This is a genomic window from Streptomyces sp. NPDC048671 (genome assembly GCF_055587045.1).
Genome location: NZ_JBVJHB010000021.1, coordinates 48,104 through 73,609, shown reverse-complemented (window position 1 = coordinate 73,609; position 25,506 = coordinate 48,104). Strand labels below are relative to the sequence as shown.

Here is a 25,506-nt window from a genome sequence, read left to right as displayed (position 1 = left end):
CGGAGAAGCACAAGACAACCGCTGGTAGGGGACCGGCGGTGTCTCACGCTGAGCGGGAGATTTTGCTGTGCTGTGATCTCGAGGTCCAAGGACTCCGTCGGATCAGCGCCGCCGTGGGTGCTTTCAAGCGTCGGCGTCGTGCTTGTGAGCCAGTCCGTTCGCCGGAGCGTGGCCGCCAATCAGGAGGCCAAGCCGGTTCTGCGGCGGCTTGCTCGCTGCCTTCTTCTTCAGCTCGATGGTTTCGCGGTAGAGGTTCGCGGTCACCGTGGCGAGGGCGTCGAGTTTGGCCTGCAGCTCGCCGGCCTTCCTGTTGGCTTCGCGGAGCTTGGCTTTGAGCTCGGTGATCGTGTCATCGCGGCGGACCTCTCCGGGCGCGCGCAGGATGGGGTGGGCAACTTGGATGTCCCATTCCGCCAGGATGTCCTGGGCGCGGTGGACGGTGGCGTGGCTGACCCGGGCCTCACGGGCCAGGTTCTCCTTCGTCAACGCGCCGTCGCTGTGCAGGGGCTCTCCGGCCAGCAATCGGGCCATGGCCTCCCGTAGCTTGTCGGCGGTCGCGGCGGATACCGGCATCAGGTGCTCTCCTTGAGTCGGTCGATCTGTTGGGTGGCGGAGCGGACCTCCGCGAGCCTGGCCACCGCCTGGTCGCGCAGGGGCTTGGAGAGCTTCTTCGTCGAGAACTCCACCAGGTCGGCCTCCTCCATCCGCCAGATCCGTTCGTGAGACAGGGTCAGGACGGAGTTGCGGCAGCGGGTGGGCTGGCAGGCTCCCAGCAGCGGTGCTTGGCCGCGCTGGGCGGGTGGGAGCTGGTTTTGGCACTCCGCGGTGGGTGCGTTCCACATGCAGTGGTTGACCGTGCCCAGGTGCAGGTCGGCGAACTCGTCCCGCAGCAGGGTGATCTCCAGCCGCTCGTCAGCGATCTGGGCTCGCAGGGTCGGGCTCCGGGCGATGGCGGCGTTGACCTTGTCCAGTCCGGCGTGGAAGCGCGCCGCGCCAGGTCCCACCGCGATCGTGCCACCGCTGCGGCGGGTCTTGAGGAGACCCGTGAGCTTGCGGGCCGCCGCGGTCTGCAGGTCGGTGTCGAACTCCTTCGCCCACTTGGCGTCGATCTGTCCGTATGCCCCGGACAGGCGGTTGGCCAGAGCGCGCCGCGCCGCGTGCTTGAGCTGGATGCCCACGGCGATCTCCCCGTCGGGCTGCTGGCTGGCGATGATCGACATGGTCCTGCGGAACATGTGCGGGCGAACACGCCCGCTGGGTATCTCCTCCAGCCCGGTGAGGTGCCGGTTGGCGTTCACCGTCGCGATGAAGACGTCGATGTCGGACGCCGCCTTGATGCCGACGCGCCCCAATTCGACGGGCCCGGTCATCTTCGGCACGCCCAACGTCGCAAACAGGTGGGTGTCGTGCCAGGACAGGCGTTCGGCCACCGCCAGGGTCTGCGCGACAGGCTCGATGATCCACCAGTTCTCTCTCGGCGTTGAGGAGTCCCCCTTCACCTTGCGTGAGCCGATCGCCGGGGCGCCGTAGTGCTGGGTGAGCGCGCCGCGTTGGATCTCCTGGATCTCCGAGTCGCGCATCGCGCTCAGCGCGGCGACGAAGATGTAGCAGGCTGCCCTGAGCATGCGAAGCTCCACGCTCAGCTGCTGTTCGTCGCTCACCACCTGGCGCACGTCCGTCGCCAGGACCTGCAGGACCGCCGCGCGCCGCAGCTGGCCGGCCCGGCCCGTGGGGCTGAAGAGGCTCGCCTTTCCGACCGTATCGAGCACGAGCTCCTCCAGCCTCGACCACACCGGCTCACCCGTACGACGTCTGGCCGCCTCGTCCGCGTGGACGGGGATGAGGTTGGTCGGATCGGCCAACCACCGGTGAAGTGCGGCGTCCAGGGACTGCGGCGAGCGCTTGCGCGACTCCTGGTGGGGAAACTGCGACACCCTTCGCCTGACCTCGAGGGGACCGATGGTCTCGCCCCTGCCGGTCTCCTCGATCATCCGCAGGACCCTCGACCGGCGTATCACGCCCTGTCTGGTGCGGCCGAGGTCGAAGATCTTGTGGCTGGCACCGCCCGTGACGGTCCGGCTGAGCAGAGCCCATATCGGGGCCCCCTGCGGTTGGCACCGGGACTCGTGCGCGCTGAGGGGGACCAGGTTCGCGGGATCAGCCAGCCATTGCTGCAGCAGCTTGTCGTTGCCCGCCTGCGGGATCCGCGGCGAGGGGACGTACTTCGCCAGCCGGTCCGCCTCACGGTCTCGCCGCTCCAGGATGTCCCCGGCGAAGCGGTCGATATAGGCCCAGGCTGCCCGCAGCAGCGGCCACCAGACCTCCGGCGCAATCGAGGGCGTGGACAAGGTGTCGGTCGCCGCGAGCTTGGCCACCTCTGCGTCCGTCTTCCCCGGCCAGGGATCTTCCAGCACTCCAGTGCCGCTCATGACTCCGGAGAACCACACCAAGCGCCGCACGGCACCGACCACGCTGCGTACCGACTCGGGCCCGGCGCCCGACGCGCAGCGGTCGATGTAGCCCTGCCAGTCCTCGGTCGACCACAACTGCAGGTCATCCGGCATGCCCTCCTTAATCGCCCATGCGCCCAGGGCCGCAAGGTGGAAGCACTCTCCGAAGACCGTGACCGGACTCCCCACCTTGCGGACAGGGAAGATCCCCGCATCCCTCAGCACCCGGTGGTGGGGATTGAGCATGCAGAACGCGACCTCCCGCACCCGCAGGTTCCACACCGGGTCGGTCGGGAACACGCACTTCCACGCGTGCGGCTTCCTGTTCGCCGGGCGCCTGAGGCAATCGCAGGGCCATTCGTCGACACGCCCGAACACAGGTCCCTGAACACCGGGGACCTGCCCGGCCATGGCCGTGTAGACCGGCTCGTCGTCGGCGAAGTTGTGCGATGTCAGCCTGCCGAGAGCGGCGGGGGAAATAGGGGCGGTCATCGGTCGTACTCCGTTCGCATGCCCAAGGACAGGTTCAGGCGGATGTCCTGTTCCTTGATCGCCCGGCGGGCGGCGGGCAGGTGTTCGGCGCACTCCTCGAACACTTCGGCCAGGGCCTTGGCCTGGCGTCCCCAGACCGCTTCCCAGACCATGGGTGGCTGGGTCAGGCGCATGTGCTCGATGTGGTCGGACAGCAGCAGTTGCTGCGGCAGCTGGGTAACGAACACGACGGCGTTGCCGCAGATCATGCACATCGCCGGCGCGACGTGGCAGAGCTTGCCCGGGGTGCTGTGCGGGGAGTCCAGGGGGTCCTTGCAGTTGCTCACGCCCATGTCCAGCTCGCCGGCGCTCAGCGCGGCTCCCAGCTCGGCGCTCACGCCCAGCGCCTGGGCGACCTCGGGTTCACCCAAACGGGACTGCGCTTGGGGGGTGACCAGGATTGGCTTGGCCGCGAGCCGGTCGAAGACGAGCTGCTGGGCGCGGTTCATCGCCGCCCCGGCCAGGACGTGGGCGGTGGTGCCGTGGGCGTAGTGCCCCTGGAACACCTGGATGCTGTGATCGTCGCCGGCCATGTCGGACAAGGTGCCGCCCAGCGCGACGACCCGCGTGGTCTTCGCGGTCTTGCGCAGTCGACGCGCCTCGTGCGGCTCGGAGATGTTCAGAACGGCCGCGCCGGACGCGTCGACGTGCGAGGCGATCCAGTGCGTGAAACGCCGCCCCGGATCGACGAACCGGGCAAAGCGGGCATCCATGGTGCTGCGGTTCTCGGCGGCCTCCACCGCGGTGAACAGCCACGGCTCGCCGCCGAACACCTCGCGGGTCAGCGCGGTGGCCTTCACCAGACGCCGCAGCAGACCGGCGACGTCCCACTCGCCGCGGCCCTCGTAGGCGAGCTCTCCCGGGCCCTCGCCCTCCTCCAACGGCCGCTCTGCCAGGTGGTAGTCGGCGCGAACCCGCCCGGCGCGGTTCTTGGCCTGCACGACGCGCACCCCCTGGGCACTGAACTCCAGGTCCGGGACCTGAAGCGCGTGCAGCTCCTCGGTGGTGCAGTCGAGCATCGCGAACAACAGCAACACCCGGAACGGGTGCAGGTCCAGCTCCTGGGGGAACAGCAATCCGTTCGCGGCCCGCATCAGACCGTAGAACCCGGCGAGCGCGCCGCTGCTGGCCGGGCGCACGCCCCGCAGGTCTTCGGGCCAGCCATAGGCGTGAGCCGGAAGGTTCGCGCGGAGACCAGCCATGGTCAGCTCGCGGTGGCGAGCCGCCCAGACCAGGTTCGGCAGTTCCCCCCAGCCGTGCTCGCGCGGATCCTGGCCGGCCGCCAAGAGCTCTCTGCCCCACGTCAGCCGTTTCTCCAGAGCCCGGAGATCCTCCTGGGCCGCGCCCTTCAGGGCCAGGCGCTCAGCGTTGGAGAACTCGTCGAACGGCTGGCTGGTGGCCTTGCGGGGATTGGGGGGAGCGGCCGCGCGTCTGCGGAGCTTGTCCGGCACCTTCGCATCACGCTCAGCACGGTGGTGGACCAGCACCAGCAGGGCCCTGGCGAACTGCCACGGCCGCCCCGAGTCCTGCGGATACTGCGCCAGGAGACCGTTCTCCCAGGCGTAGATGACCTCGGTGAGGTCGATGCGGTCATCGTCCAGGCGGGCATCGACTGGATCCAGGCCCAACGCGGTCAGATACGGGCCGGCGAACGCAGCGAACCGCCGAACTGCCCCCGCGTAGTGGTCGCTGTTCTTCAACGCCGCCTTGTGGTGATAGTCCAGCCAGGTGTCGGCGAGCTGGGCCGCCAGTACCGGGCAGTCGTAGTCGCCCGGATCGATCCGGCTGGCAGTCAGGCGACCCCGTGTCACCCGCGTCAGCTCCCGCACTCCGATGCGGTCCACTGCGCGTACGGCCACAGGGCGCGACCGAACGGCCGCTGCTTGGGGCCGGCGCTCCCCTCGGCGCGGCATCAGGCGACCCAGCCGGTGGCATGGCGAGCGGCCAGGTCCGCGTACGTGCGGTCCTGCTCGTTCCAGTCCCTGATAGCCCTCGCGACCAGCAAGTTCGTCTTCCTCTTGTATGTCAGGTAGCGCATAGTCGACTCCGGTCGGCGGTGCCCGAGAAGCCGCATAACGGTAAGAAACGGATTGCGGGACACGTGGTCGGCCGCGTAGGCCGGCGTGCGGCCGGTGAGGCGGAACTGCTCGGCGTCCTGGGCGATCAGCAGCTCGGTCAGCTGCTCGAGCATGAAGATCGCGAACGTGTGGCGCAGGTCGTGGATCCGGACCCGGCGTGGCATCTCCAGGGGCAGGCCGCATTCGGCGACGATCCGCAGCGTCCGGGCATGGGCGTCGGCGAAGACCTGTTCCCAGCGCTGGCTGCTGATCATCCGCCCGTTGCGGCCGACGAAAAGCCCCATTGCCTCCAGCCCGTGGTCGCCCTCGATGACCGTGATCCTCCGCAGTGGCGCCTTCATCGCCTTGACGGCGTAGGTCCGCCGCCGCCCCTCCCGGATGCCGCTGACCTTCATCGTGCGCAGGTTGACGTCGTCGACGACGAAGAGCTCGCCGCGTTGGCGGTGCAGGTTCCGCGCGGCCTTGCGGATGCAGCCGACGCGCTCGGTCCGCCGGTACCAGTCCAGGTCGCGCAGCATCGCGTCCTGGACCTCGACGGTCCTGGGCAGGCCGAACTTCGCGATCGCCTGCAGCTCGACCTCGCAGGCGGATCCGTCCCGACGCGCAGGACCGACCTCGATGTCGAACAAGGCGCTGAACTCGCGCAGTCGAAGGCCGGTCGTGATGGCCAGGTTGCCCCCGCAGCTGTTCCGTAGCGCGTGCCCGGAGCGGAACGAGGGATCGGCCGACCCGTCGGGCAGCAGTCCGCGAAGGCCCACCCGGTCCAGGAACCACCACTGCTCGAAGGTCAGATGGCGCACATCCAGCTCGGTGGTCGAACCCCAGGCCAGGATGTCCCTGCCGTTCTTCTTGCGGTAGTACGGGCGCCGATCGAGCACCTTCGCCTCGTCGACTGCCCAGTCGTAGAAGCGGTTGATCGTGGCCCGACGGCGCTTCCACGTCGCCGGGCCCATCGGCTCATCGCGGTACTCGGTGCAGTAGTCCCGGTAGGCAATCAGATCGTCCTCATCGGCCGACAGCACATCGGCCGGCGGGTCCAACCGGGCCAGAAAGTCGTCCAGGTCGAGGAAGTCGTAGGCGTAGTCCTGCAGGGACTTCGCCTCCAGCGTCTTGGCCAGTTCGAAGAAGAACGAACAGTGGGGCTCCAGGGGCCGCATGTCCGGCCCGAGGAAGAACGGCGTGCCGTCCTTCAGGGCCTTGTCCCGGCTCGTGTACTGCGCTCCGTCCAGAGTTATCGCGGGTATCGGCTCGTAGGAACGACGTACTTTGCTGCGTGACGTGAAGAAGTAGTCCATGGGTCCTTTGAGACATCGGGATCACCACGAACATAACTAACGCGCAGCTCAGAGGTGTCACCCAAAGGAGCGGGCTGAGACAACTACGAACCCTTTGCATAACCGCCGGCGCAGGCCCATTCGCCCTCGTACGGCGGCCAGTCGCGGTCGATCAGCAGGACGTCGCCGCCGGGCGTCAGGACCACCACGTCGGCGGTGTATCGGATGGTCTCGAACGTCTCGGTTTCGGTCATGTGCACCTCTCGGTAGGGCGGGTCAGCGGGTGGGGGTGTCGGGTGACCACGAGGAACTGGTCGCTGCGGAGGTCCATGACGACGTGGGCGTCGTGGCCCTGGGCGCGCTGGGCGGCGGCGTATTCGTCGGCGGGCCAGGAGCCGCGGGGGTGGCCGGCGGGGAATCGCTCCAGGACGGTGCGGGCGGGCGGGCGCGGCGGTGACCATCAGGCGTCACCGCCGTGCACACGCTCGTGGATGTCGAGCCCGTGCGCGGTGAAGACGGGCACCGTGTCGCTGTCCGCGTCGAAGATGACGACGTAGTCGGCGTACCGGTCGATGACCATCTCGCGCAGGACGGGGACCAGCGCGGTGTCCAGGACCTCCAGGACGTCCACGGTGAGCCGGGCAAGCTCGCCGGGCGTCGACGGCTGGGCCAGGGTGCCGGTGATGCGCAGTGCTGGCTGTCGCGCCGGTCGAGAAGCACACCGGGAGCCGGGATGAGACCCGGCTCGAACGACGGCTTCTTGTCTCGCTTGCGGGTCACGGCCGGAAGTCGGGCAATTGCTGGAAGACCTGCGTCAGCAGATCCGGCGTCGGCTTCCAGGGACCGAGCTGCCCGCCGACAGGGACGGGCAGGGCGAGCTCCTGGACGTCGGTGAGCGTGATGTGCCACGCATCGGCCTGCGCCCACTCGGTGCAGCGCGGGGAGCCTTCGGGGTCCTGGTGGCAGTCGGTGATCCGGGCGACGCCGACCACGGCGCCCGTCACCAGTTCGCGGCCGCGGATCGTGCGGGCGACCAGCGGCAGGCGCAGGGCGGGCCGTTCGATCTGCTGGCTCGCGTGCAGGAGCACCCAGCCGGTTCGCCACGGTCGGGGCCGGTTCTCGATGGTCTTCGCGCCGGTCAGGATCGCGGTGGTCCACGGCTGCCTGATGCTGATGCCGCGGATCCAGTCGCCCTCGGGCAGGGTTACGGCGCTCATGCGGCCCGCCCCCACGTCGCTGTACCGGGGCGCCCGACCCGGCGGCCGTTGATGGACGGCACCGTGACGTGCTGCGCCGTCGCGAGGACCGCGCGGCCGGAGTGCTTGCCGTCGTAGAGGGCGGCGTCGGCGGCCCTCTGCAACACGGTCAGGTCGCGGGAGGCGACCGAGGTCGGGGTCGCGGCGCCGACCGAGGCGGCGACGTCGACGGTGCGGCCGTCGTCCAGGGTGACCGGCGTGTGCAGCATCCGCACCAGCTGCTCCAGGCGCTGCGTACGGCGGTCGGCGGGCAGCGTCAGGACCACGGCGAACTCATCGCCCCCGAGCCGACCGACAGCGGCGCGCGGGCCCGCCCACGCGGTGAGGCGGGCTCCGATCGCGGCGAGCACGGTGTCCCCGGCCTCGTGGCCCATGCCGTCGTTGATCTGCTTGAAGTGATCGGCGTCGACCATGACCACGGTCACCTTGTCGCCGTGGCGGGCCAGGAGCCGGCGGGCGCGGGCGGTATAGGCGTCGCGGCGCAGCAGCCCGGTCAGCGGGTCCTTGTCCTTGGCGGCGATCTGCCGGTACAAGGTGACGGCGTGGACCGCCCAGCCGGTCAGCGGTACGGCTGCGGTGGTGATCAGGAGGATGCGCGGGCCGAACCGGCCCTGAGTGCGCAGGACGGAGTCCATACTGAGGTCTCCCTCTCGTCTCGTACGGGATGGGTGGCCCGGGGCAGTCGTCAGCCGGCAAGCAGGGCGGCTGTCCCGGGGCGGAGCTACAACTCGAAGGCGTGGGGCTTGGTCCAGCGGTAGGGGTTCGTCCAGCGGCCGGCGGTCGCGGCGGGCCAGTCGAGCTCCCAGCCGGGCCGGAATCCGCAGGCACCCCAGCCGTCCGGCCGACCGTGCGGGATCGCGCGCCCGGCCTCCGTCGTGGCGCGTGCCGCGTCGTAGACCTCGTGGGCGATCCGCACGGCGGCGCTGCGGCTGTCGGCCCGGCCGGTGAAGACGTGCAGACCACGCACGCCGGGGGCCTCGGTGCTTCGTATCGGGACGTCGACTTCGAAGTAGGGAAGCGGCATGAGGTCCATCTCCTCTCTGTGTTGAGGGGCCACCGCGACCGCCCCGGACCCGCGTCGGGTCCGGGACAGCACAGAGTGCGCTCAACTCAGGCGGGGGTTCAGCTGGGTGTCGCGGGCACCGCGCGCGGGCCTGAGGGGCGGGCGTGGGCGATCACCGGCCCTGGCGGGGTGTCCCGGGACCAGCGGATGTAGTCGAACGCGTCGGCCACGTAGCTCGTGTTCATCATGCTTCCGGCGTTGTCGATGCGGTCCCTCAGCTCTTCCAGTTGCCAGTCCGCCCGGGCGAGCCGATCAAGAAGCCATTGCGCGTCTTCCTGTGTGAGCTCCGGGCGGGCCTGAAGCTCAGCGATCCGGGCTCGCTGCTCGGAGATGTAGTGGTCACTATCCGGCGTCTCGGGCTTGGGTTCGGTCATGCGAGATCTCCCTGCAAGTGAAGGGCGCCGGGGTCTCCGGCCGGGTGCCTCGGAACTGCGTATCGGGACGTCCGCCTCGAAGTAGGGCAGCGGCAGGACGTCCACCTCCTCTCTGTGTTGAGGGGCCACCGCGACCGCCCCGGACCTGCGGGTGCAGGTCCGGGGCGGCACGGAGTGCACTCAACTCAGATGGGGGAGCTGGCCGATCCGATCGCGTCGCGCAGGTGGGTACGCGCCGAGGCCAGGAGCGAGCGCTGGTCGCCGTCCGGGCTGGTGAGTGCGTCGGTGAGGTAGTCGGCGGCGTGGTCCAGGTCGTCGCTGGCGTCCTCGTAGTGGGGGAGGCGGGAGTCGGCGAGGAGGTCGCGGACCTCTTCGACCAGGTCGATGAACCGGGTCGGGGCGAGGCTGCGCGGCGGTTCGCTGCCGATGAGGGCGGCGAGGTCCGCGGTGAAGCAGGCGTCGAGCGCGGCGAAGGTGTCGGTCTTGGTCAGGACAGCAGCCATCGGGTTCTCCTTGTCAGAGATCGAGCCGGATCGTGATCGGGATGCGCGGGTATCCGGCGGTGGTGTGGACGGTGCGTCGGTGCGCGGTGAGGCCGACGCCCCCGCCCTGGATCGGGAGGTGGCAGTCGGGGCAGCCGCGGAACCAGTCGTCCCCGTCGCGGAGTTCGGCTGGGGTGAGCGGGTGGGGGTGCGCTCCGTCGGCGGCCCGGCTCACCGGGCGTCGCCTTCCGCCGGCTGCCGGTCGCCGAGCGCCAGGAGCTCTGCGGCGAGGTCCGGCGCGGCCAGGATGGTGCGCAGGATCGAGGTGATCCCGTCGCGCTCGATCGGGTTCAGCCGGTCCCACACGGCGTGGGCGTCGCCGTGAGCGCCGACGGTCTTGAGGTAGTCGGCTTCGGTGGTGGCGGTGTGCTGAGCGCCGCACCGCCCGCACCGAAAGGTGGCCTGGTCCCAGCCGCACGCGGGGGCCTTGTTGCTCATTCGCGGATCGCTTCCATGGCCTGCTCTTCGAGGTCGGCGCGGCCCTCGGGGTCGTCGTCCTGGTCGTCGTTGTCGTCCGGGCCGTGGATGGTGCAGCGCACGTCCGGGTCGTTCATCAGCTCGCCGGTCAGGGCGCGCAGGAGGTCGGTGACGTTGTAGACCGGGGCCCACGACTGGCCTTCGCATTCGTCGTCGAAGGGGCAGCCCACCAGGACGTCAAAGCCGATGTCGCCCTCGCCGTCGACGTCGCGGCGCTGGGCGAGGACGATGCGGTCCGCTCCGAGGCGGATCTCTGCGACGCGGTCGCCGTCGGCGAGTTGCGAGCCGTCGCGCCAGTGCCACATCGGCAGGATCTCGGGACCGAAATAGCGGCGGACCAGGAGCAGGTCGCCCAGGCCGTCGCTGTCGTCCCAGCCGAGATCCGCGCGTCGGGCGTCGCTGAGCGGCTGGAGCAGCGCCTGGAGGCGGTAGAGATTCTCCGCGATGACGACGTGGTCGAACCCTTCGGCGGGCAGGCCGGGGAACGCGTCGACCATCGCGGCGTGCTGTGCCCGTACGACGTGTTCGGGCACGCGCCGGTTCGCGGGACGGGCTTCCTGCCGCTCCACGCACACGGAGAGCGGCTTCATTCGGCTTCTCCCTGCGGGTCAAGAGCACGGGTGGCGTAGTAGGTCTGCAGGCCGGCGTTCTCGGTGACGAGGGCCGCGGCCTCGTGCAGCGGGCACGACATCTCGCCGTCGCGGTCCGGCTCGATCCGTTCGGCCGCTTGCGCGGCGACGGTGAGCAGCTGCGTGAGGGAGCCGAAGACGCCGTCCTGGCGGTGGTCCTCGTGGTGGAGCTCGCGCAGGATCTGCGCGAGCTCCTGGGCGCCGACCTCGCCGGTGAGTTCGTCCTCGATCTGCTGGAGGGCGAGCTGGGCGATGCCGACGCTGGCGCGTACCCGGTCGAGGCGGGTACGGGTGCGGCCGGTCACCGACTGGTCGCCTTGGTGGTGGCGATGAGGGCGGCAAGCGTCTCCCAGCCGTGGTGCCAGGCGGAGTCGATGTGGAAAGCGCCGTTGATGCCGTGGTCAGCCAACTGGTAGAAGCCGCCCTTGCCGGTCTTGGTCGCGAGGTGCTCCAGCAGGCCCTTGCCCGGTACTCGGCGGTCGGCGGCGTAGTGGGTACCGAAGGACAGGGCGAGTGCGGTCGCGGCGGCGGCCGGGTGGACCCGGATACCGAGCGCCCGTGCGCCGGCCCCAGTCACGATCGCTTGCGTGGCTGTATAGGTCAGGCAGTGGTGCAGGCAGGCTTTCCGGCCGTCGGCGGTGCCGTGGGTGGTCTTCTCCTGGGTGACCGGGTCCTGGTAGGTGACCGGGTGGTCGTCGGAGGCGCCCTTCACGCGGGCGCAGAAGTCGTTCTGGATCAAGAAGTCGCCGAGTGCGCTTCCGGCGCGGGCGAGTCCGAGTAGGGCGGCGAAGGTGGCGGGACGGTGCATGGTGAAGTCCTGAACTTGAGAGGTTGAGGGGAGCGGGGCCGCCGCCCTAGGGGGTGCTGTCTCCCCGGGGCTGTTCGGCCGGGCTGAAGGGTCGGGAGCCCTGCCAGGACAGGTCAGGGGTGTGGTGAGGCGTGCTTCGGCTTCCAGCGGCCCTCATCGAGGTCGTTGAGCTCGTCGAGATAGCCGTCGGTGGCCAGGCGCATGGTCTCGGCGGTGTGGTGCTGCCTTGCGGCCTGCAGATCGCGCTGGCCGGGCCTCGCCGCTGTGATGTCGTCGGTGATCTCCTGCCGGATCTCGGCGGTGGGCTGGCGCGCGGCTGGGTTCACCAGGGGGCGTCAGTGACGTTCGCCGGGAACGAACGGCGGGGAAGCGGGGCGGGCAGCCACTCGGAGTCGTCGGGGTTGTCGGCGCTCTCGCAGGTGTCGGAGCAGTACGGGCGGGTTCCGTGGAACGGGGCGCCGCAGAGGGTGCATTCGTGTGCGTCTTCGAGTTCCTTCGACCAATCGATGATCACGCTGGGGTCGATGCAGGCGTCGCAGCGACCCTCCTCCGGGTTGGTGACGCCCAGACAGCCGTCGCCGCAGACGTTCCAGCCGATGCTGGTGCAGCCGCAGTTGCACAGCACGGTCGGAGCAGGGGCCGGCGGGTCCGGGACAGAGCGTGTGGTCGCTTCGGTGAGGACGTTCCACAGCCCGGTACTGGGCCCGAAGTCCGGGTCGGCGAGGGTCACCTGGAGGGCGCGCGCAGTGCTCTCCAGTGCCTCGGGGAAGCCGCGCCACATCACTTCGAGGTCCAGGATCCCGAGGGCTCGGCCGAAAGCGGTGTGGCCTTCGCCGTCCATGAGCGTGACCACGGTGCCAGGTCCGCCCTGGTCCGCGTCCTGGACGTCGTTGACGATGACCTCCAGTCCCGCCCTCGCGGCCGCGTCGATCAGCCGGCGCAGCAAGACCGGGTCGGAGATGACCCCCTCGACGGCGGCGCGCTGCGCCCATTCGGTGCCGTGGGTGTCGGTGCTGAAGAGGCCGGGCTGTGAGGCGGTGGTGAGGTAGCCGCCGCGGTTGGCGGTGGCCAGGACCTGTACGTATGGCAGCGTCTCGTCGTCCGGTCCGTACCGCGGCTGGTATCCGGGCCAGCTCTGGATGGTGCCTTCGAGCCAGGCGGCGGTCAGCTGGCCGAGGTCGCGCAGGGTGTGGGCGGCCTGCCACCGCTTGCGGTCGGCTCGGCTCATCCACGGCAGTCGAATCTTCATCGGATGTTCCCCCAGGTCGGGTGGTGGTGTGGTCTTCGAGCTCGGTGGTCAGGCGGCCTTCGTGAAGGTCGGCGGGCTGTAGGAGCCGGGATCGGCGGGGGTTCCGTCGTGGCACTCCAGGCAAATCCCGAGCGAGGTACGGAGGCAGTAGATGAAGCGGCGGCTGCACTCTGGGCAGGTCTGCCGGGCAGCCATGGCCTTGTCGAGCGCGTACTCCTTGGCGAGGGTCATCGGCCGTACGGGCTTGGCCAGGGCGATCTCGTACAGGAAGCCGTTCTTCGGGCCGCGGGTTTCGACCTCTGCGACCACCTGCTGGCCGCCGGGTCGAAGCCCCAACTCCTTCAACTGCCGCTTGGTGGCGAGTCCTTCGGGAGCCTGGTTGCGCTTGTAGATTTCCAGCGTCGCGGTGCTGCGCGGCATCACCAGCTCCAGGTGCCGGGGAGGCGGTGGGGACGGTGCGGGTAGCGGGGGCCGGGGCGCTGCGGGCGCGGGCGTCCGATACGGCGGCGCGGGCGGGGCATGAGCACGAAGGACCTCCAAGAGCGGGCAGGTGGGAGAAGTACGGCCGCTGCGGCGTCCGGGCCGGCCGCCGGGTGAAGGGCTGTGGGGTCAGGGGGTGGTGATGGTGGTGCGGGCGGCGTCGGCGAGGAGGACCGTGAGCTCGTGGCCGGTGTCGACGGCGGCCGCCAGGCGCTCGAGGAGCTCGGGGTCCAGGCCCCGGCTGCGAGCGCCGATCAGCAGGCCCTCCAGGTAGTGGACGTCGGCCAGGACACTGCGGCGGACCTCCAGGACGCCGGGCTGCACATGCAGTTCGTCGACGTTCAGCTGGGCGGCGCCCGCCGCGTGGTCGGCCGCGGCACGGTTGGCGGTCGCGGTCTGCTCGGCCAGCGCCGCTTCGAGCGGGCCGGGATCGGTGTAGGCACGGGGCCAGCCGGGAGAGGCGAGGGCGGCCAGGGCCTGCTTGAGGGTGCGTCGGACGGACACGGTGACCTCCGGAAAGCGGGCAGAGGAGCGCCCCGCCGACGGAGAACGTCGGCGGGGCGCGTTGGCACGGCGCGGACGGTGTCCGCGGGTCGTACGGCGGGCGGCCGGTCAGTGCGGCTGGGGAAGGATCCGGAAACGGACGGTGCCGGTGTGCTCGTCGGTCCGGGCGGACAGGAGGTCGCTCTGCTCGATCGCGAGCGCTTCCAGCTCGGTCTGGATCCACTCGTAGGTGCGCTGGAGCTCCATGCGTCCGGAGTCGAAGTCGCTGAGGTCGACGTCGGTGTACTGGTGCGGGTCCCGGCGGCGCGGCATGGCCCGCACCCAGGAGTGCAGGAGACGGCGGGCCGCGCTCTCGTCGGGGCGGGCCGGGAGCTCGCGGGGCAGCGCCCGGCAGGTGCCCGCGTGATCGTTGGCGGCCCCCGCGGCCGTCGTCAGCGTGTACCGGATGTGCGAGTCGTAGTACTTGGTGCGGGTGCTCAGGAAGTGACAGCCCAGGCAAGCGACCAGGTAGTAGCTGTTGCCGTAGGGGTCCTGTCCGGTGCCGGCGACGAGGACGACGGCGTGGGCCTGGTTGTAGTACCGCTCGGCGACGGGGAGGCCCTCGGGCTTCCACCTCTCGCCGATCTCCGGCCACACCGTCGGTACGGGGTCTTCCGCCGGAGGGGCGGGTGGGGCGGACCTGCGGGTGAAGATGCCGGTGAGTGCCACGGGCTGGTCTCCTTCGTGTTCAGGGGGTGAGGGTGTGCGGGCAGTGCTGCGCCCCGCCGGCTAGAGCGTCGGCGGGGCTTGGGGCCTCCACGTTCGCGCTGCGCGGCCTGACCCTGCGCCCGTCGCTGTTCATCCCGGCGGTAGGCCAGAACGGCGAACCCGGTGGCGATGGTGCGGCCGTCGGCCGGGGCGGGGCGACGTGCTGTGGGTCGTCGGCTGAGACCCGCTGCTCCGGGCGGCCTGCGCCGTACTCGACTCCCGGCCGTGGGGGCGGGGTTCGAGTACGACGCGGGTTGCTCGGTGTTCAGCGGACGTCGTTGCGGGTGCGGGCGAAGAACATGCCGCGTGTGGTGCTGTTGTTGTGGATCTCGGTGTGCTGGCTGACCGGGCCCTCGTAGACGGTGTGATTGTCGGCGGAGCGGGCCTTGCTGATCGCGCAGCCGATCGCGGTGGCAGCCATGGCGACGCCCGCGAACGGCAGGGTGACCGTGAGGACCCCGGCGAGCGTGACGGAGGCCAGGCCCTGGAGGACCAGCCAGGCGCAGCAGCCGAGACCGACCGATCCGGCGCCGACGCCGATGCTCGCGACGGCGATCCCGGCCGCCCATGCGGGCACGATCCGGTGGTCGGGCTGCGGGACGGGCGGGGTGGTACCGAAGGCCGGCGGCTGGGTGTCGTCGCGGAACGCGGTGGGGTGGTGGCGTACGGGCTTGCTCGCCCAGTCGTCGAGCAGGCGGCGGGCTTCGGCCGCGGCCTCGGATTCGGGCATGCCGGGCTGGGTGTGGTGCAGGGGGTCCATCGGGTTTCTCCGATCACGCGAAATGGGGGGCGCCCTCCTGGCCGTGGTGGCCGGGAGGGCGCGCGGGGGAGGGCGCCGCCGAGGTTCGGTGTCCGGCGGCGCCCTTCGGTTTCGTGCGGCAGGGGAGTTGGGTGCTTGCGGTGGGTAGTCACCGCGCACGTCCCGGGCATCCTCGGGACCGGCAGGCGCGGGCGAAAGGGGAATCGGGTGGAGTTCGTCTTCGATTGCGGTTGGTGCGGTGGGGACAACTACTTCGTGGGCAAGCAGGTCGGCTTCTGGGTCGACCGGTGGGAGGTGCCCTCGGAGTGGGACTGCCGCTTCTGTGACGGCCTCAACTACACCCCCGACCCGCCGTGGACAGAGGCGTAGTCAGATGCTGGAGATCCAGCCGGTGACGGTGCCGATCTCGGTGGTGATGAGCGGAGCGGCACCGGTGGAGGCGAGGAAGAAGCCGAACCCGGCGCAGGCCAGGGCGGGCAGGAGGCGTACGGAGCCGCCTCGGATGAGCACGAAGACGAGGATGCCGAGCAGGACGACGGCGGAGATCGATACGGCCACGGGGTGGTGTGTCCTTCCAGGTGTGAGCAGGGCCCGGCCGGGATACGGCCGGGCCCTGCTGTAGGGGTGGTGGGGGGTGGGGTCAGACGCCGGAGAGGTGTTTGATGGCCTCCAGGGCCTGGCGGGTGGAGGTGACGGTGTCGCGGCGTGCGGCGGGCTTCCCCCCGCCCCGGGGCTTGCCGCCGCCCTTCCGGGGGGCGCCGGCCCCGTCTTCGTCGTCGCCCGGCTCGTCGCCGAACTCGCCGGGCCGGGGCGGCTCGTTCCAGTCGAACCACAGGTCGCATGCTTCGAGCTCGCGGATCTCGTGGTCGGTCAGGGTGGCGATGGTGTCGGGGAAGTAGCCGTCGATTCCGGCCTTGAAGTTCATGAACAGGGTGCGCAGGACCTCGGGCTGCTTGCCCTCGACGATCCAGCCGGCACCGCCGGTGTTGGAGTCGGCGGGCGGCTCGGGCTCACCGGCCATCACCCGCTCGATCCGGCCCTCCTCGGCAGCGGAGAACGAGCGGGGGAGGGGGTCCGGGGTGTGCTCGGAGGGGATGCCGAGCGCCTTGAACATCTCGCCGACCTTCTTCGGCGCCACCTTCAGCACGACCGGGATGCAGTTCTCGCGGAGGTTCTCGCACAGCAGCTGCGTGAATCCGTCCTGCACGTAGATGGACTGCCCGGCCACCTTCAGGCCGACCCCGTACTTGCGGCCCTTGACTGACACCATCTCGGCGAGGTCCATGATCTCCGCCCCGTAGTCGCCGTTGCGGGCGGCGGAGAGGAACTCGTCGAGGTAGGCGGACAGCATCTTGTAGGGGCAGCCCGGCCGGGTCGGGTCCCACTCGTGGACCTGGCCGTCGTCCCACGGCATCTCGCCGCGGATCTCCATCAGCTCGACCATGACCCGCAGGAGCCGGATCATGTAGAGCGCGCCGACGCCGTAGCGGGCGGTGTGCTTGCCGAGTGCTGCGGTCTTCTCGTCCGGTGCCTCGGTGGCCAGCATGACCACGGCTCCGAAGAGGGCGTCGGCTGCGACGTGCAGGCCCATCAGCTGGGTTTTTCCGCCGCCGGACGGGGCGACGAACAGGCCGTGGGCGGCGCCCCGGTCGGTGTAGACGCGGTTGCGGGCTGGCTGTCCGTTGCCGAGGTAGCCGGTCACCCACCGGCCGTCCTTGTCCGGGGTCAGCAGCTCCCTCGTGGCGGGGAAGATCTGCGCGAGCGGGCTGGAGTCCCACAGGGAGACCAGGACCTGGTTGCCGTCGACCGTGACGAAGAGGCGGCCTTCGTCGTACTTGGTCTTCAGCGCCGCGGCCAGAGTGTGCTGGTTGACGCGCGGCTCACCCAGTTCGTCGGGGACCTGGGCGATGTAGTGGGTGACCTTCCGCTCCTGGTCGCGGACCTTCTTCACGAACTCCGAGCCGGGCACGGGCCCGCGGTCTGCGCCGATCCGGTCGGCCCACCACTCGTGGGTGGTGGGGGCCTTGCTGCGGCGCTCGTTCAGGTCGGGGGTGACGTGGACTTCCTTCCAGCCGGGGCCGCCCTCACGCCCGTACTGCCGGGCCACCTCCTCGATCCGCACGTCGCTGACGTCGACACCGAACGCCGCGGCGACGGCCTCATCGGTGAGCGCGGAGATCGGCCGCCCGGCCTCGGAGGCACGCAGCAGCAGCGACAGGTCGTTCGGCATGCCGGGGTGCGGGGTGGCGGTGGCGACGATGGTGCGGCCGGGCATACCGCGGGCCTCCCACAGCATGCGGACCTGCCGGGTGAAGGCGTCGGCGCCGTCGTCCGGCTGCGCCGGGGACGGTTCCGGGGCAGCGGCGCGCAGCTGCGGCGCGGGGGCCGGGGCGGCGAGAGCGGGACGGTGACGGCGGCGGGCGTGCCGGGAGAAGGGCATCACCAGCAGGCCGGCCGCCGCCCACCCGGCGGCCAGAACACCGTCCAGGCACCACGGGCCCCAGCCGATCGTGTACCGGGCGGCGATGTCGACGGCGGCCGCGAACACCAGCGGCGACCAGCGCAGGGCCCTGCGTCCCGCCCCAGGCTCGTCGCTCTTGCAGGCCAGGACCCAGCCGCCGACGCCGGCCGCGCCCGCCACCTGCACGACCGTGTTGACGGGGCTGTCGGCGAAGAGGTTCGGGGCCGCGGCGAGGACCGGGGCGGTCACGGTGTAGAGGGTGCGCTCTAGGGCGACGCTGCGCGGCACGGACACGGGGTTCTCCTTCGGGGTGTGGCGATGGGCGGCTCCTCCGTCGTGGAGAGGCCGCCCATCAGGGGTTTCGGTGGGTCCGGGGTTAGTGGGCGAGGAAGCCCGGTTTGGGGGTGCGCTCCTTGCGGCTGGAGCGGACGGTGTCCAGGCCCTCGTACAGCCGCGCGTGCGTGGCCCGAGTGTCGTGGGCGAGGCCGGAGACCTCCTGGGCCGTCTCGTGGAGCTTCTTCACTTCGACGGCGGCGCCGCCCAGGGCGACGGACACCTGGTTGGTCATCTCGATGAACTTGCGGTCCAGTTCGGCGTTGGCGATGTCGACGGCCAGGCCCTCGGAGCGCTGGGCGTTCATCCGCATGCCGCGCAGCAGCGTTTCGAGTTCGTTGCTGGCCAGGTCCATGGCCGTGCCCAGCGTCTTGAGCTTGTGCTGGACGGCCTTGTAGCGGTTGTCGCCGTCCGTCCGGGCGGCGGCACCGCCGCCGGTGGTGGGTGCAAAGTCACTCATCGGCGCACCTCCTTTCTAGTCGTGGTGGGCGGCGGAGGAGGCGTGGGCCAGGCCCGCGTCGTCCATGGCCTGGATGTCCTGGCCGTAGACGCGGCCGACCGACGTGGCGGCGATCCGGGCGGACTCCGAGGCGATCTCGCACTCGGTGGCGCAGCGTTCGGCCAGCTGCTTCATGCGGGACGCGGCGTCGGCCAGGTCGGTGATCTGATCGACGATCTCGGTGGCGATGTTGTGGTCGCCGATCAGGTCGGCCGCCATGTCCCGCAGGGCGTCGGCGACTTTGCCGAGCGCGGCGGCCAGGTCCTGGGCGCGGTCCTTGTCGAGTGCGGCGGCGATCGCGATGTTCACGATCTCCATCAGGTACTCGCCGAAGGTGATGTCGGTGCGGTGCTTGGCCGCCATCCGGGCCTGGCCCGACGCGGGCTTGTTGACCTCCGATGCCACGGGGTCCTCCTGTGCTGTGGGTCGGCTGGTGCCGGGACGCTGGGTGTGGGGCTCCGGGGCCCGGGGCAGGCCCGCCGGGCTGTTGACGTTCGCTCCGAATGGGTCTGACGGGTCATCGACGATGACCGCGTCCCAGATGTCCTCCTCCGCCTGTTCGGACTTCGGGGATCGGGTCGGGCCGTCAGGACGGTCCACCGTGACGTCACCGAGGTCCTCGGGCCGAAGCGGTGAGGGCTCTTCCGGCTCACCGTCCTTGGCGGCCTTGGTGAAGAAGTCCCTCATTGCTTCCTTGAAGGAGCGCACGTCGTCGTCATCGTCGTCATCGTCGTCGTCGCTGTCGTCGTCAGGAGGGTTCTTGACGTCGTCGGGTGCGGGGCCCGCGTCCGTCCCTGTGCCGTTCTTCACGTCCGTGTCCCCGGTACCGTCAGACGGCTCCTCACTGCCCTTCTTGCCGTCGTCCGGCTCCGGCTCCTTGGTCGTGGAGTCGTCCTTCGGACCGTCTGAGGGCTTCTCTGGGACGTCCTTGGTCAACTGCAACTTCTTGGCCGTGGCCTCGGAGTCCTTGCCGCCGGTGGCGTCCTTGGGTTTACCGTCCTTCGCGGCCTTGTCCTTCTCCGCCGCGCGGCGCTTGTCCCAGCGCCGCTGCGCCTCCTCGGCCACGGCCGTGCCCAGGGTGGTGCGGTCCCCGGCGGTCTTGGCAGCCTCCCGCTTCGCTTTCCTCGCGGCCTTCCGCTCGGCTTTCGCCGCCTGGCGTTCCTCGCGCGCTGTCTGGGCGGCGGCGCGGTCCTGGTCGCGGTCCTTGCTGCGGTCGGCGAGGCTGGCGGCCTGGCCGGCGGCGCGCCGCTGCTGGCGTGCCGCCTGGCGTGCGGCGGCGCGCTCCTGGCGGCCGCGGGCCCGCTCAGCCCTGGGGCTAGTGGCCGGCGCGTCCGTCGATGTGCCGCCGTCGCCCTTCGAGCCGCCCTTGCCGGTCCCGGAGCTTCCCGAGCCGTTCTTGCCGCCGGAGCCGCCCGAACTGCCCTTGCCTGCACCGGCCTTGCCCGACCCGGAGCCGCCAGAGCCGTTCTGACGGCCTTTCGGGCCGCCGGACGACTCATTGCCCGTCGAGCCGCCCCTACTGCCGCCAGCAGGGCGATCAGCGCCCTTGCCGCCACCCTTGGGAGAGTTACCGCCCCCGGAACCGCGACCGGAACTGCCGGACCCGTTCGTTCCCGCGCCCCGGCCGGAGCCGCCAGAACTCCCGCCGCCCCCGCCGCCGGCCTTCGAGCGGCCCTTGTCGGCGCCCATACCGGAGCTGGAGGACCGCGCCGCGTCGGCCTTGCCGCGCGCCGCCACCCTGTCGGCCTTCGATTTCATCCCCGCGGTGTGGAGTTTGGCGTTCTGCTCCATCATCGCGGTTTCCCTGGCGGTACGGGCTTCCAGAAGGGCGGTCTTGCGCGCAATTTCCGCTTCACGGAACGGCGCTTCTCCGGCATGCCGGTCCCGCGCCATCTCCAGGCGGATTTCCACCCAGTCCCCGAGACGGTCGGCAAGAGAACGGGACTGCCCGTATTCACCTTCCGCATTTTCTTCGTCGCCGGAATCCGGGGTGTCGGGCATTCCCGTTTCCCGCAATGCGGTCTCCGGGGAAATAGGCCCTCGGATTACCGGGATTTCCATGGTGGTCTCCTCCGGGGACTCCGGAGGAATACCAGCTGCCGTGCTGCTGGCGGGCGGTTCGGAATAGAAGAGATCCCCGCCGTCGGGGGCGTCCGGCATTCCGCCGGAATCACTGCCCCGGGTGGGGAGGTTGATTACGTTGCTGTCGGTGTCGTCGGACACGCGGCCCCTCCTCCTGGGCTTGACAGTCGGCACCGGCCTCGCGTACACGCGCGCACGCCACGCGCGGCACGCGACACGCGCGGCACGCGTTGGGATCACCGAAGGGCCGCCCCCGGCGATCGGGAGCGGCCCTTCATGCGGGGCGCGGGGAGCTAGCCGGAGTGGCGGCTGTAGACGTTGTGCAGGGCGAGCGCGGCCTCACGGATGAACTCCGTGTTCCCGTCGCGGTATGCCTGGGTGCCTCGGATATTCACAATCCGGAGCCACGCGTAGAAAGTGCCGAGATCCTGGCCGTGCTGCGCAATCAAATCCTGTTTGATTTTGCGCTCGTGTTCCGCACGGTTGAAATCCTTCCGCTCTGCTTTCGTGAGCGGGCGACCTGCACTCACGCCGACTCCCTGCGATCCAGGTTGTAAATCGACGTGGGACCACCATAGCCCGAATTCGGGCTCTGCGCACCCTGCTGACCCGAATTTTCCGGGGCGGCCTGGAGCGTCGGGCTGTTCTTACGCGCCTTGAGCTGCTCCTTTTCCTTCCGGCTTTTCTTGACCTCCTTCACCTTTTCGTCGTGGGCGTGGCGCTTGTGGGCACTCTTTTCCAGTCCCGAAGTAACACCCCTGAGGTTCTTGAGAATGTCGTTCAGGGACTTTTCCACCGGGAAGGACCGCAGGAAGGCCTGGCCCATCCTGTCGCCCTCCACGCGGGTTCCACGGCAGTGCACCCGGGCCTCACGCTGGAGGATCTCCAATTGGGCCTGCATGTCCAGCACCACCCGGTTGAAGTCCGCGAGGTAGTGCGCGTAGGCGGCGGGGTTCTGCGCGATCTCGCGCAGCGCCGCGTTCGGGTCGTCGAAGAAGGGCTGACCGTTGTTTTCGGTGCTCACGGGGTCCTCCGTGGGGGTCGGATCTGCTGTACGCGGGGGCTGTGGACTGCTTCCGGCAGACCGTCGGATGGGCTGGTTACTTGTCCGCGTCCTCGGAACGGGGACGCGCGGTTGGCCTGCCGGCCATGGCCGGCACCGGTCCGCGCTCGGCGTACGAGCGCGGACCGGTGGCGACTATGAGCGGCAGGGTGTCGTGCGGTCGGTCCGGTCAGCGGACCGTGTGCTGCTTGAGCGCGACCGCGATCTGTCCGGCGCGGTCCGTGGCGATGGTGCCGCCTTCGGTCCGGACCGCCTTGGCGATGTTGGTCCGGTTCAGCGACTCGTTCGCGGTCCGGAGCCGGTCCAGTGCGGTCCGCTCCAGGTCCGTGAGCGTGATGACCGTGCGGTCCGGACCGCCTTCGTCGCTACGGTCCGGACCGATTGCGCTGTCCGGGACTTCTTGGTTCGCCGGGCCGGTCCGGTCCGGTTCCTGCGGTCCGGGGGTGGCATCGGTGGTCCGGACCGTCACCCTGCGTGCAGCCGTCGTGCTCTGGCTGGCGGGCACGGTCCGAGGTCCCCGGTCCGGACCGGGGCCGGTCGGCAGGTCAGCGCTCTGCGGTCCGGCCGGACCGGGCTCCAGCGCGAGCGCCGGTCCGCCGGTCCGGTCCGTGGCTCCAGCGGTCCGGACCGGACCGTGGACCGCGTGGCGATCAGCCGGACCGGACCGGACCGCATACCCGCCGTGCTGGACCGGGCGGACCGGAGCGGGACTTTCCAGCGGTCCGTGCCGGTCCGTGCGGGTCAGGAGGAGAACGGTGGGGATGGCGGCCGGTCCGTGATCGTCGGCCCCGATGCGGGGGACTACGACCCGGTGCAGGGCCAGGCCGGTCCGGACCGCCTTGCGGTCCGCGAGCTGTGAACCGGCTGCGGTCCAGGCCCGGTCCAGCGTGGTCAGGCGCGGGTCGGTAATCGCGAGAGACCAGGCGGTGAAGGAGTGAACCGGGTAGCGGAACCAGCGGACCGCCCCGATGGAGGGACGGGCCTTGGCGACCCTGCCATCCTCACGGAGCTTGCGACGGTGGATCAGCGAGGCGTACAGCTCCCACAGCACCATCCCCACGATGCTCATCGCGGCGAACGCGACGGCCTTCGGCGTGAAGTGCCAGTAGGTGATCTGCTCCGTCCACTCCTGGGCCGTCGCGTCCCAGACCCGGCTGCCGGCCACGGCCTGCCCGGAGGCGTGCCAGAAGTTCATCACCGCCGCCCCAAGGGCGAAGATCCAGGTGGAAACCCGGTAGAGAGTGCCGGAGTCGCCGCCCTGGCGGGCCTGGTGGTACATCCACCCCACAAACGCGGTGCTGAGTTCCCAGGCGGCGGCGAACAGGATCGTGAACGGGACGACCCAGCCGAGGATGTCCTCGGCGAACCCGGCCTGTCCCGTCCACGCCACCGCCATCGGCGCCGTGATCGGCCCGATCACCATCAGACGCTCGGAGTTGACCTTCACGAACTTCTTGACCCGCTCCGTACGGGTCGGCTTCCCGGCCCGGGACGCAGCCCGCAGGTCCCGGGCCTTCGCCTTCCGCTCGTCCCGGGCGCTGTGCCGCTCTTCGCGGGCCTGGTCCTTGAGTCGCTTGCGTTCCAGGGCCCGCTCGGTGCGGTCGGTGGCGCGCTTCATCCGGGCAGCGGCCTCGGCCGCCTTGTCGTCGGCGGCCTTCAGCGTGACGTCCGCGTCTGCTTCCCGCAGCCGGGCCTGTGCCAGGGCCTGTTCGGCTTCCTTGAGCTCCGTGTCCCGTTTGGTGCGGGCCGCGGCCAGGATCCGGTCGGCCTCCTCGCGGGCGGTGCGGGTCAGACGCTCGGCATCCTCGGCTGCCGTCGTCCGCAGCCGGCTGATGTCTTCCTTGGCCAGCGTGCGTGTACGGGCCGCGTCCGCGCGGGACGCCTCCCTCTCACGGGCGGCGTCCTCACGTACCTCGGCGGCCGCCTTCTCCGCCCCGGCCCGTACCTGCGCGGCCTGGCCGTCCGCGCTCTCGCGCATCCGGTCGGCTTCGCCCCGCGCCCGCTCCAGCACCTGTTCGCCATCGGTGGTGGCACGGGTGCGGGTCTCAACCGCAGTGCTCTCCGCCCCGGCCAGCAGCTCCGTGCGCATGGTCTCCGCGTCGGCGAGGGCCTTCGCGGCGGCCTGTACGGCCTCTGTGCGGAACTGCTCCGCCTGCGCGGCCGCCGTGGTGGTGACCTCCTGCGCCTGACGGCGGGCTTCGGCGAGCAGCTGCTCGGCAGCCGCGTTGGCGGCGGCGAGGACCTGGTCGGCCTCACCGGTCGCCGTCGTCGTGACGGTGTCGGCCTGGCGGCGCGCGTCGGCGAGCAGCTGCTGCGCCATCGCGTCGGCGTCGGCACGGACATGGTCGGCATCGGCGGCCGCGGTGTTCACGGCGTCGATGCGCACCTGGTCGGCGTCGGCCTGGGCGGCGTCCAGGATCCGAACCTGATCGGCGTTGGCGGCTTCGGTGATCGAGGCTGCCTCGGTGCGGGCGCCGTCCAGCAGTTCGGTGGCGCGGGCCTCGCCGTCGGCGAGGATCCGCGCGACGTCGTTGGCGGCCAGGTCCCGGAGGTCGGCGGCGCGGTCGGCGGCGTCGGCCAGGACCGGGTCGGCCTCCGAGAAGATCAGCGGCACCGTCTCCTCGGGAGCGGCGGCCTGGGCAGGAACGGAGACCGGCTTCGCCGGTGCCTTGGCGCGCCCGGTGCCTCGGGGCTTCGTGTTCGCCGCAGGCTGGCGCCGGCGGCGGGTGGCGGGCTTGGTGGCCACGGGGTGTCCTCTCTCTTCCGGGCGCCTCGTGCAAGAAGGGCACCGTGGATCTACGGCGGTGGGTAAGGTCGTGACCAGGCCCTCCGGGGCCCCGGCAGCTTGAATGCCGGGGACTCGGAGGGCCGTTGTGCTGGGTCGGTCAGTGCTGGGCGGGCAGCGTGGCGGCGCCCTGCGCGAGGTGCTGGCGCAGCCAGGCGACGGCGGCCGGGGTCATCGCCCCGGTGTCCGTCTCGCTCAGCGGTGCGGTGTCGACGTCGTGCATCGCGTCCGTCGCCGGGAGCGGCCGCATGTAGTCGGGGTCGATCCCGGCGCGGGCGCGGTTGCCGCTCAGCTCCGTCAGGTCGTAGAGGAGCTTGCCGTTGTGGACGTTCGTCCAGGACCGCTCCACCCGGCCGACGAACGTGTGGCCGGGCTGACCGAGCCAGAACCGCTCGACGTCGCGGAACAGGACCATGTCCCCCTTGATGTAACGGGTCTGCGGTCGTACGGCGGGCTGCGTCTGCGGCTGCTGTGCCATGTGCTCTCCCTGGTATCGCGTTCACCGGCGCGGGGCCAGCTGGTCCGGGCTATTCGGCTCCCCACCGCCCTGCCCGCGCCGTCTGGTTCGACGGTCCGGGCAGGGGAGGCAGTCGGCAGGCCGACGCATCAGTGCACCCAGCGGCCGTCCTTGATGACCTGGCGGCCGTCCTTGAGCGTGAGGTTGGTGATGAAGGCCGACAGGGTGGTGCCGTCCAGCGCGCGGCGCGTGTAGTCCGTCGCCCACACGTCCTCGCCGTCCCGGCTACCGAAGAGGTAGACCCGGGTCTCATAAGCGGGCTCCAGGCCGGCCGCCGCATGCTCGGCCCGGGACTCGCTGGGCAACACGAGCGTGCCGCAGTTGTCGTTGAAGCCGATCAGGAACAGGTCGCGGACGTCGAAGCCGCGCACGTCCAACACGCTCAGGACCGGCTCGGTCGCTCCGTGGGTCAGAACGGTGTTCGGATGCACCTTGATGAAGCGGTTGGTCGCGAATCGGATCATGTCGTAGGCCACGAGGACCCTCCTGTCGTCGGTCCGGACTGTCCGGCTCCCCGTCACCGCCCGACCCGGCCGCAGGGGTG

General features: G+C 70.5%; 33 protein-coding genes. 2 read left to right on the top strand and 31 right to left on the bottom strand.

The genetic code is table 11. The features are described 5' to 3' along the window. Nucleotides 1-123 precede the first annotated feature (123 nt). The 5 genes from ACZ6S6_RS33465 to ACZ6S6_RS33445 form a co-directional block, all read right to left on the bottom strand. Nucleotides 124-573 (bottom strand): hypothetical protein, encoded by a 450-nt coding sequence (locus ACZ6S6_RS33465; protein ID WP_469708703.1) that lies wholly within the window; start codon nucleotides 571-573, stop codon nucleotides 124-126. Beyond that, nucleotides 573-2,942 carry a hypothetical protein gene (locus ACZ6S6_RS33460; RefSeq protein WP_469708701.1) on the bottom strand — a complete coding sequence of 790 codons (2,370 nt, stop codon included), beginning with the start codon at nucleotides 2,940-2,942 and terminating at the stop codon, nucleotides 573-575. Before ACZ6S6_RS33460 ends, ACZ6S6_RS33465 begins: the two co-directional genes overlap by 1 nt. Beyond that, nucleotides 2,939-4,825, bottom strand: coding sequence for a hypothetical protein (locus ACZ6S6_RS33455; RefSeq protein ID WP_469708699.1), 1,887 nt, complete (start codon nucleotides 4,823-4,825; stop codon nucleotides 2,939-2,941). Before ACZ6S6_RS33455 ends, ACZ6S6_RS33460 begins: the two co-directional genes overlap by 4 nt. Before the next feature lie 68 nt (nucleotides 4,826-4,893). Beyond that, the gene (locus ACZ6S6_RS33450) at nucleotides 4,894-6,354 is read right to left on the bottom strand and encodes a site-specific integrase (RefSeq protein WP_469708698.1); all 1,461 of its coding nucleotides are present in this window, start codon (nucleotides 6,352-6,354) and stop codon (nucleotides 4,894-4,896) included. 83 nt (nucleotides 6,355-6,437) lie between these two features. Then, on the bottom strand, nucleotides 6,438-6,587 hold the full coding sequence (locus tag ACZ6S6_RS33445) for a hypothetical protein (protein WP_469708696.1): 150 nt from the start codon (nucleotides 6,585-6,587) through the stop codon (nucleotides 6,438-6,440). Between the two features lie 35 nt (nucleotides 6,588-6,622). Here ACZ6S6_RS33445 and ACZ6S6_RS33440 point away from each other — a divergent pair, with 35 nt between their 5' ends. Beyond that, the gene (locus ACZ6S6_RS33440; RefSeq protein WP_469708694.1) at nucleotides 6,623-6,790 is read left to right on the top strand and encodes a hypothetical protein; all 168 of its coding nucleotides are present in this window, start codon (nucleotides 6,623-6,625) and stop codon (nucleotides 6,788-6,790) included. Nucleotides 6,791-6,793: 3 nt separating this feature from the next. Here ACZ6S6_RS33440 and ACZ6S6_RS33435 read toward each other — a convergent pair whose 3' ends face one another. The 17 genes from ACZ6S6_RS33435 to ACZ6S6_RS33355 all read right to left on the bottom strand — a co-directional run bounded on the left by ACZ6S6_RS33435 (nucleotide 6,794) and on the right by ACZ6S6_RS33355 (nucleotide 15,222). Next, nucleotides 6,794-6,964, bottom strand: a complete 171-nt coding sequence (locus ACZ6S6_RS33435; RefSeq protein ID WP_327340852.1) for a hypothetical protein — start codon at nucleotides 6,962-6,964, stop codon at nucleotides 6,794-6,796. 145 nt (nucleotides 6,965-7,109) lie between these two features. Further along, the gene (locus ACZ6S6_RS33430; RefSeq protein ID WP_426018593.1) at nucleotides 7,110-7,550 is read right to left on the bottom strand and encodes an ASCH domain-containing protein; all 441 of its coding nucleotides are present in this window, start codon (nucleotides 7,548-7,550) and stop codon (nucleotides 7,110-7,112) included. Continuing rightward, on the bottom strand, nucleotides 7,547-8,224 hold the full coding sequence (locus tag ACZ6S6_RS33425) for a GGDEF domain-containing protein (protein ID WP_426018591.1): 678 nt from the start codon (nucleotides 8,222-8,224) through the stop codon (nucleotides 7,547-7,549). Before ACZ6S6_RS33425 ends, ACZ6S6_RS33430 begins: the two co-directional genes overlap by 4 nt. Before the next feature lie 86 nt (nucleotides 8,225-8,310). Beyond that, a complete protein-coding gene (locus ACZ6S6_RS33420; RefSeq protein ID WP_469708691.1) occupies nucleotides 8,311-8,613 on the bottom strand; it encodes a hypothetical protein in 303 nt (100 codons plus the stop codon). 98 nt (nucleotides 8,614-8,711) lie between these two features. Next, nucleotides 8,712-9,026 carry a hypothetical protein gene (locus ACZ6S6_RS33415; protein ID WP_327340854.1) on the bottom strand — a complete coding sequence of 105 codons (315 nt, stop codon included), beginning with the start codon at nucleotides 9,024-9,026 and terminating at the stop codon, nucleotides 8,712-8,714. Nucleotides 9,027-9,211: 185 nt separating this feature from the next. Further along, entirely contained in the window at nucleotides 9,212-9,529 is a 318-nt protein-coding gene (locus tag ACZ6S6_RS33410; RefSeq protein WP_469708689.1) for a hypothetical protein, read from the bottom strand. 13 nt (nucleotides 9,530-9,542) lie between these two features. Continuing rightward, on the bottom strand, nucleotides 9,543-9,743 hold the full coding sequence (locus ACZ6S6_RS33405) for a hypothetical protein (protein WP_469708687.1): 201 nt from the start codon (nucleotides 9,741-9,743) through the stop codon (nucleotides 9,543-9,545). Continuing rightward, complete coding sequence (locus ACZ6S6_RS33400; protein ID WP_469708685.1) at nucleotides 9,740-10,006, bottom strand: hypothetical protein; 267 nt, start codon at nucleotides 10,004-10,006, stop codon at nucleotides 9,740-9,742. The genes ACZ6S6_RS33405 and ACZ6S6_RS33400 overlap by 4 nt, the downstream gene beginning before the upstream one ends. Next, on the bottom strand, nucleotides 10,003-10,635 hold the full coding sequence (locus tag ACZ6S6_RS33395) for a hypothetical protein (RefSeq protein WP_469708684.1): 633 nt from the start codon (nucleotides 10,633-10,635) through the stop codon (nucleotides 10,003-10,005). The genes ACZ6S6_RS33400 and ACZ6S6_RS33395 overlap by 4 nt, the downstream gene beginning before the upstream one ends. Continuing rightward, complete coding sequence (locus ACZ6S6_RS33390; RefSeq protein ID WP_469708682.1) at nucleotides 10,632-10,979, bottom strand: hypothetical protein; 348 nt, start codon at nucleotides 10,977-10,979, stop codon at nucleotides 10,632-10,634. Before ACZ6S6_RS33390 ends, ACZ6S6_RS33395 begins: the two co-directional genes overlap by 4 nt. Beyond that, nucleotides 10,976-11,482, bottom strand: a complete 507-nt coding sequence (locus tag ACZ6S6_RS33385; protein WP_469708680.1) for a hypothetical protein — start codon at nucleotides 11,480-11,482, stop codon at nucleotides 10,976-10,978. The genes ACZ6S6_RS33390 and ACZ6S6_RS33385 overlap by 4 nt, the downstream gene beginning before the upstream one ends. A 113-nt stretch (nucleotides 11,483-11,595) precedes the next feature. Beyond that, nucleotides 11,596-11,808, bottom strand: a complete 213-nt coding sequence (locus ACZ6S6_RS33380) for a hypothetical protein (protein ID WP_469708678.1) — start codon at nucleotides 11,806-11,808, stop codon at nucleotides 11,596-11,598. Continuing rightward, the gene (locus ACZ6S6_RS33375) at nucleotides 11,805-12,710 is read right to left on the bottom strand and encodes a DUF6919 domain-containing protein (RefSeq protein ID WP_469708677.1); all 906 of its coding nucleotides are present in this window, start codon (nucleotides 12,708-12,710) and stop codon (nucleotides 11,805-11,807) included. The genes ACZ6S6_RS33380 and ACZ6S6_RS33375 overlap by 4 nt, the downstream gene beginning before the upstream one ends. 69 nt (nucleotides 12,711-12,779) lie before the next feature. Continuing rightward, a complete protein-coding gene (locus ACZ6S6_RS33370; RefSeq protein ID WP_469708675.1) occupies nucleotides 12,780-13,151 on the bottom strand; it encodes an RRQRL motif-containing zinc-binding protein in 372 nt (123 codons plus the stop codon). 189 nt (nucleotides 13,152-13,340) lie between these two features. After that, nucleotides 13,341-13,715: a hypothetical protein gene (locus ACZ6S6_RS33365; protein ID WP_469708673.1), complete on the bottom strand. Its 375-nt coding sequence runs from the start codon at nucleotides 13,713-13,715 to the stop codon at nucleotides 13,341-13,343. Nucleotides 13,716-13,823: 108 nt separating this feature from the next. Continuing rightward, on the bottom strand, nucleotides 13,824-14,423 hold the full coding sequence (locus tag ACZ6S6_RS33360) for a hypothetical protein (protein WP_469708671.1): 600 nt from the start codon (nucleotides 14,421-14,423) through the stop codon (nucleotides 13,824-13,826). Between the two features lie 304 nt (nucleotides 14,424-14,727). Next, entirely contained in the window at nucleotides 14,728-15,222 is a 495-nt protein-coding gene (locus ACZ6S6_RS33355; protein WP_469708670.1) for a hypothetical protein, read from the bottom strand. A gap of 207 nt (nucleotides 15,223-15,429) precedes the next feature. On the opposite strand from ACZ6S6_RS33355, the gene ACZ6S6_RS33350 reads away from it, so the two are divergent. Further along, nucleotides 15,430-15,591 (top strand): hypothetical protein, encoded by a 162-nt coding sequence (locus tag ACZ6S6_RS33350; RefSeq protein ID WP_469708668.1) that lies wholly within the window; start codon nucleotides 15,430-15,432, stop codon nucleotides 15,589-15,591. Here the strand turns inward: ACZ6S6_RS33350 and ACZ6S6_RS33345 are convergent, their stop codons facing one another. The 9 genes from ACZ6S6_RS33345 to ACZ6S6_RS33305 all read right to left on the bottom strand — a co-directional run bounded on the left by ACZ6S6_RS33345 (nucleotide 15,592) and on the right by ACZ6S6_RS33305 (nucleotide 25,438). Further along, nucleotides 15,592-15,780: a hypothetical protein gene (locus ACZ6S6_RS33345; protein WP_469708666.1), complete on the bottom strand. Its 189-nt coding sequence runs from the start codon at nucleotides 15,778-15,780 to the stop codon at nucleotides 15,592-15,594. A gap of 82 nt (nucleotides 15,781-15,862) precedes the next feature. Next, nucleotides 15,863-17,977 (bottom strand): chromosome segregation protein ParM, encoded by a 2,115-nt coding sequence (locus ACZ6S6_RS33340; protein WP_469708664.1) that lies wholly within the window; start codon nucleotides 17,975-17,977, stop codon nucleotides 15,863-15,865. Nucleotides 17,978-18,059: 82 nt separating this feature from the next. After that, on the bottom strand, nucleotides 18,060-18,476 hold the full coding sequence (locus tag ACZ6S6_RS33335) for a conjugal transfer protein TraB (protein ID WP_469708663.1): 417 nt from the start codon (nucleotides 18,474-18,476) through the stop codon (nucleotides 18,060-18,062). A 15-nt stretch (nucleotides 18,477-18,491) separates the two neighbouring features. After that, nucleotides 18,492-20,309 (bottom strand): ATP/GTP-binding protein, encoded by a 1,818-nt coding sequence (locus ACZ6S6_RS33330; RefSeq protein ID WP_469708661.1) that lies wholly within the window; start codon nucleotides 20,307-20,309, stop codon nucleotides 18,492-18,494. Between the two features lie 581 nt (nucleotides 20,310-20,890). Beyond that, nucleotides 20,891-21,127, bottom strand: a complete 237-nt coding sequence (locus tag ACZ6S6_RS33325) for a hypothetical protein (RefSeq protein WP_469708659.1) — start codon at nucleotides 21,125-21,127, stop codon at nucleotides 20,891-20,893. Continuing rightward, complete coding sequence (locus tag ACZ6S6_RS33320; RefSeq protein WP_469708658.1) at nucleotides 21,124-21,621, bottom strand: hypothetical protein; 498 nt, start codon at nucleotides 21,619-21,621, stop codon at nucleotides 21,124-21,126. Before ACZ6S6_RS33320 ends, ACZ6S6_RS33325 begins: the two co-directional genes overlap by 4 nt. A 208-nt stretch (nucleotides 21,622-21,829) precedes the next feature. Next, on the bottom strand, nucleotides 21,830-24,406 hold the full coding sequence (locus ACZ6S6_RS33315) for a hypothetical protein (RefSeq protein ID WP_469708656.1): 2,577 nt from the start codon (nucleotides 24,404-24,406) through the stop codon (nucleotides 21,830-21,832). A 139-nt stretch (nucleotides 24,407-24,545) separates the two neighbouring features. Continuing rightward, nucleotides 24,546-24,923, bottom strand: a complete 378-nt coding sequence (locus ACZ6S6_RS33310; RefSeq protein WP_469708654.1) for a hypothetical protein — start codon at nucleotides 24,921-24,923, stop codon at nucleotides 24,546-24,548. Nucleotides 24,924-25,051: 128 nt separating this feature from the next. After that, nucleotides 25,052-25,438, bottom strand: a complete 387-nt coding sequence (locus ACZ6S6_RS33305) for a hypothetical protein (RefSeq protein ID WP_469708652.1) — start codon at nucleotides 25,436-25,438, stop codon at nucleotides 25,052-25,054. Between the last annotated feature and the right edge of the window lie 68 nt (nucleotides 25,439-25,506).

Coding starts and splice junctions, on each gene's coding strand:
- ACZ6S6_RS33420 (WP_469708691.1), bottom strand. CDS start 8,613: ATGCCGCTTCCCTACTTCGAAGTCGACGTCCCGATACGAAGCACCGAG.
- ACZ6S6_RS33375 (WP_469708677.1), bottom strand. CDS start 12,710: ATGAGCCGAGCCGACCGCAAGCGGTGGCAGGCCGCCCACACCCTGCGC.
- ACZ6S6_RS33445 (WP_469708696.1), bottom strand. CDS start 6,587: ATGACCGAAACCGAGACGTTCGAGACCATCCGATACACCGCCGACGTG.
- ACZ6S6_RS33330 (WP_469708661.1), bottom strand. CDS start 20,309: ATGATGGAGCAGAACGCCAAACTCCACACCGCGGGGATGAAATCGAAG.
- ACZ6S6_RS33355 (WP_469708670.1), bottom strand. CDS start 15,222: ATGGACCCCCTGCACCACACCCAGCCCGGCATGCCCGAATCCGAGGCC.
- ACZ6S6_RS33465 (WP_469708703.1), bottom strand. CDS start 573: ATGCCGGTATCCGCCGCGACCGCCGACAAGCTACGGGAGGCCATGGCC.
- ACZ6S6_RS33450 (WP_469708698.1), bottom strand. CDS start 6,354: ATGGACTACTTCTTCACGTCACGCAGCAAAGTACGTCGTTCCTACGAG.
- ACZ6S6_RS33310 (WP_469708654.1), bottom strand. CDS start 24,923: ATGGCACAGCAGCCGCAGACGCAGCCCGCCGTACGACCGCAGACCCGT.
- ACZ6S6_RS33400 (WP_469708685.1), bottom strand. CDS start 10,006: ATGAGCAACAAGGCCCCCGCGTGCGGCTGGGACCAGGCCACCTTTCGG.
- ACZ6S6_RS33460 (WP_469708701.1), bottom strand. CDS start 2,942: ATGACCGCCCCTATTTCCCCCGCCGCTCTCGGCAGGCTGACATCGCAC.
- ACZ6S6_RS33370 (WP_469708675.1), bottom strand. CDS start 13,151: ATGCCGCGCAGCACCGCGACGCTGGAAATCTACAAGCGCAACCAGGCT.
- ACZ6S6_RS33385 (WP_469708680.1), bottom strand. CDS start 11,482: ATGCACCGTCCCGCCACCTTCGCCGCCCTACTCGGACTCGCCCGCGCC.
- ACZ6S6_RS33335 (WP_469708663.1), bottom strand. CDS start 18,476: ATGAGTGACTTTGCACCCACCACCGGCGGCGGTGCCGCCGCCCGGACG.
- ACZ6S6_RS33395 (WP_469708684.1), bottom strand. CDS start 10,635: ATGAAGCCGCTCTCCGTGTGCGTGGAGCGGCAGGAAGCCCGTCCCGCG.
- ACZ6S6_RS33425 (WP_426018591.1), bottom strand. CDS start 8,224: ATGGACTCCGTCCTGCGCACTCAGGGCCGGTTCGGCCCGCGCATCCTC.
- ACZ6S6_RS33430 (WP_426018593.1), bottom strand. CDS start 7,550: ATGAGCGCCGTAACCCTGCCCGAGGGCGACTGGATCCGCGGCATCAGC.
- ACZ6S6_RS33410 (WP_469708689.1), bottom strand. CDS start 9,529: ATGGCTGCTGTCCTGACCAAGACCGACACCTTCGCCGCGCTCGACGCC.
- ACZ6S6_RS33415 (WP_327340854.1), bottom strand. CDS start 9,026: ATGACCGAACCCAAGCCCGAGACGCCGGATAGTGACCACTACATCTCC.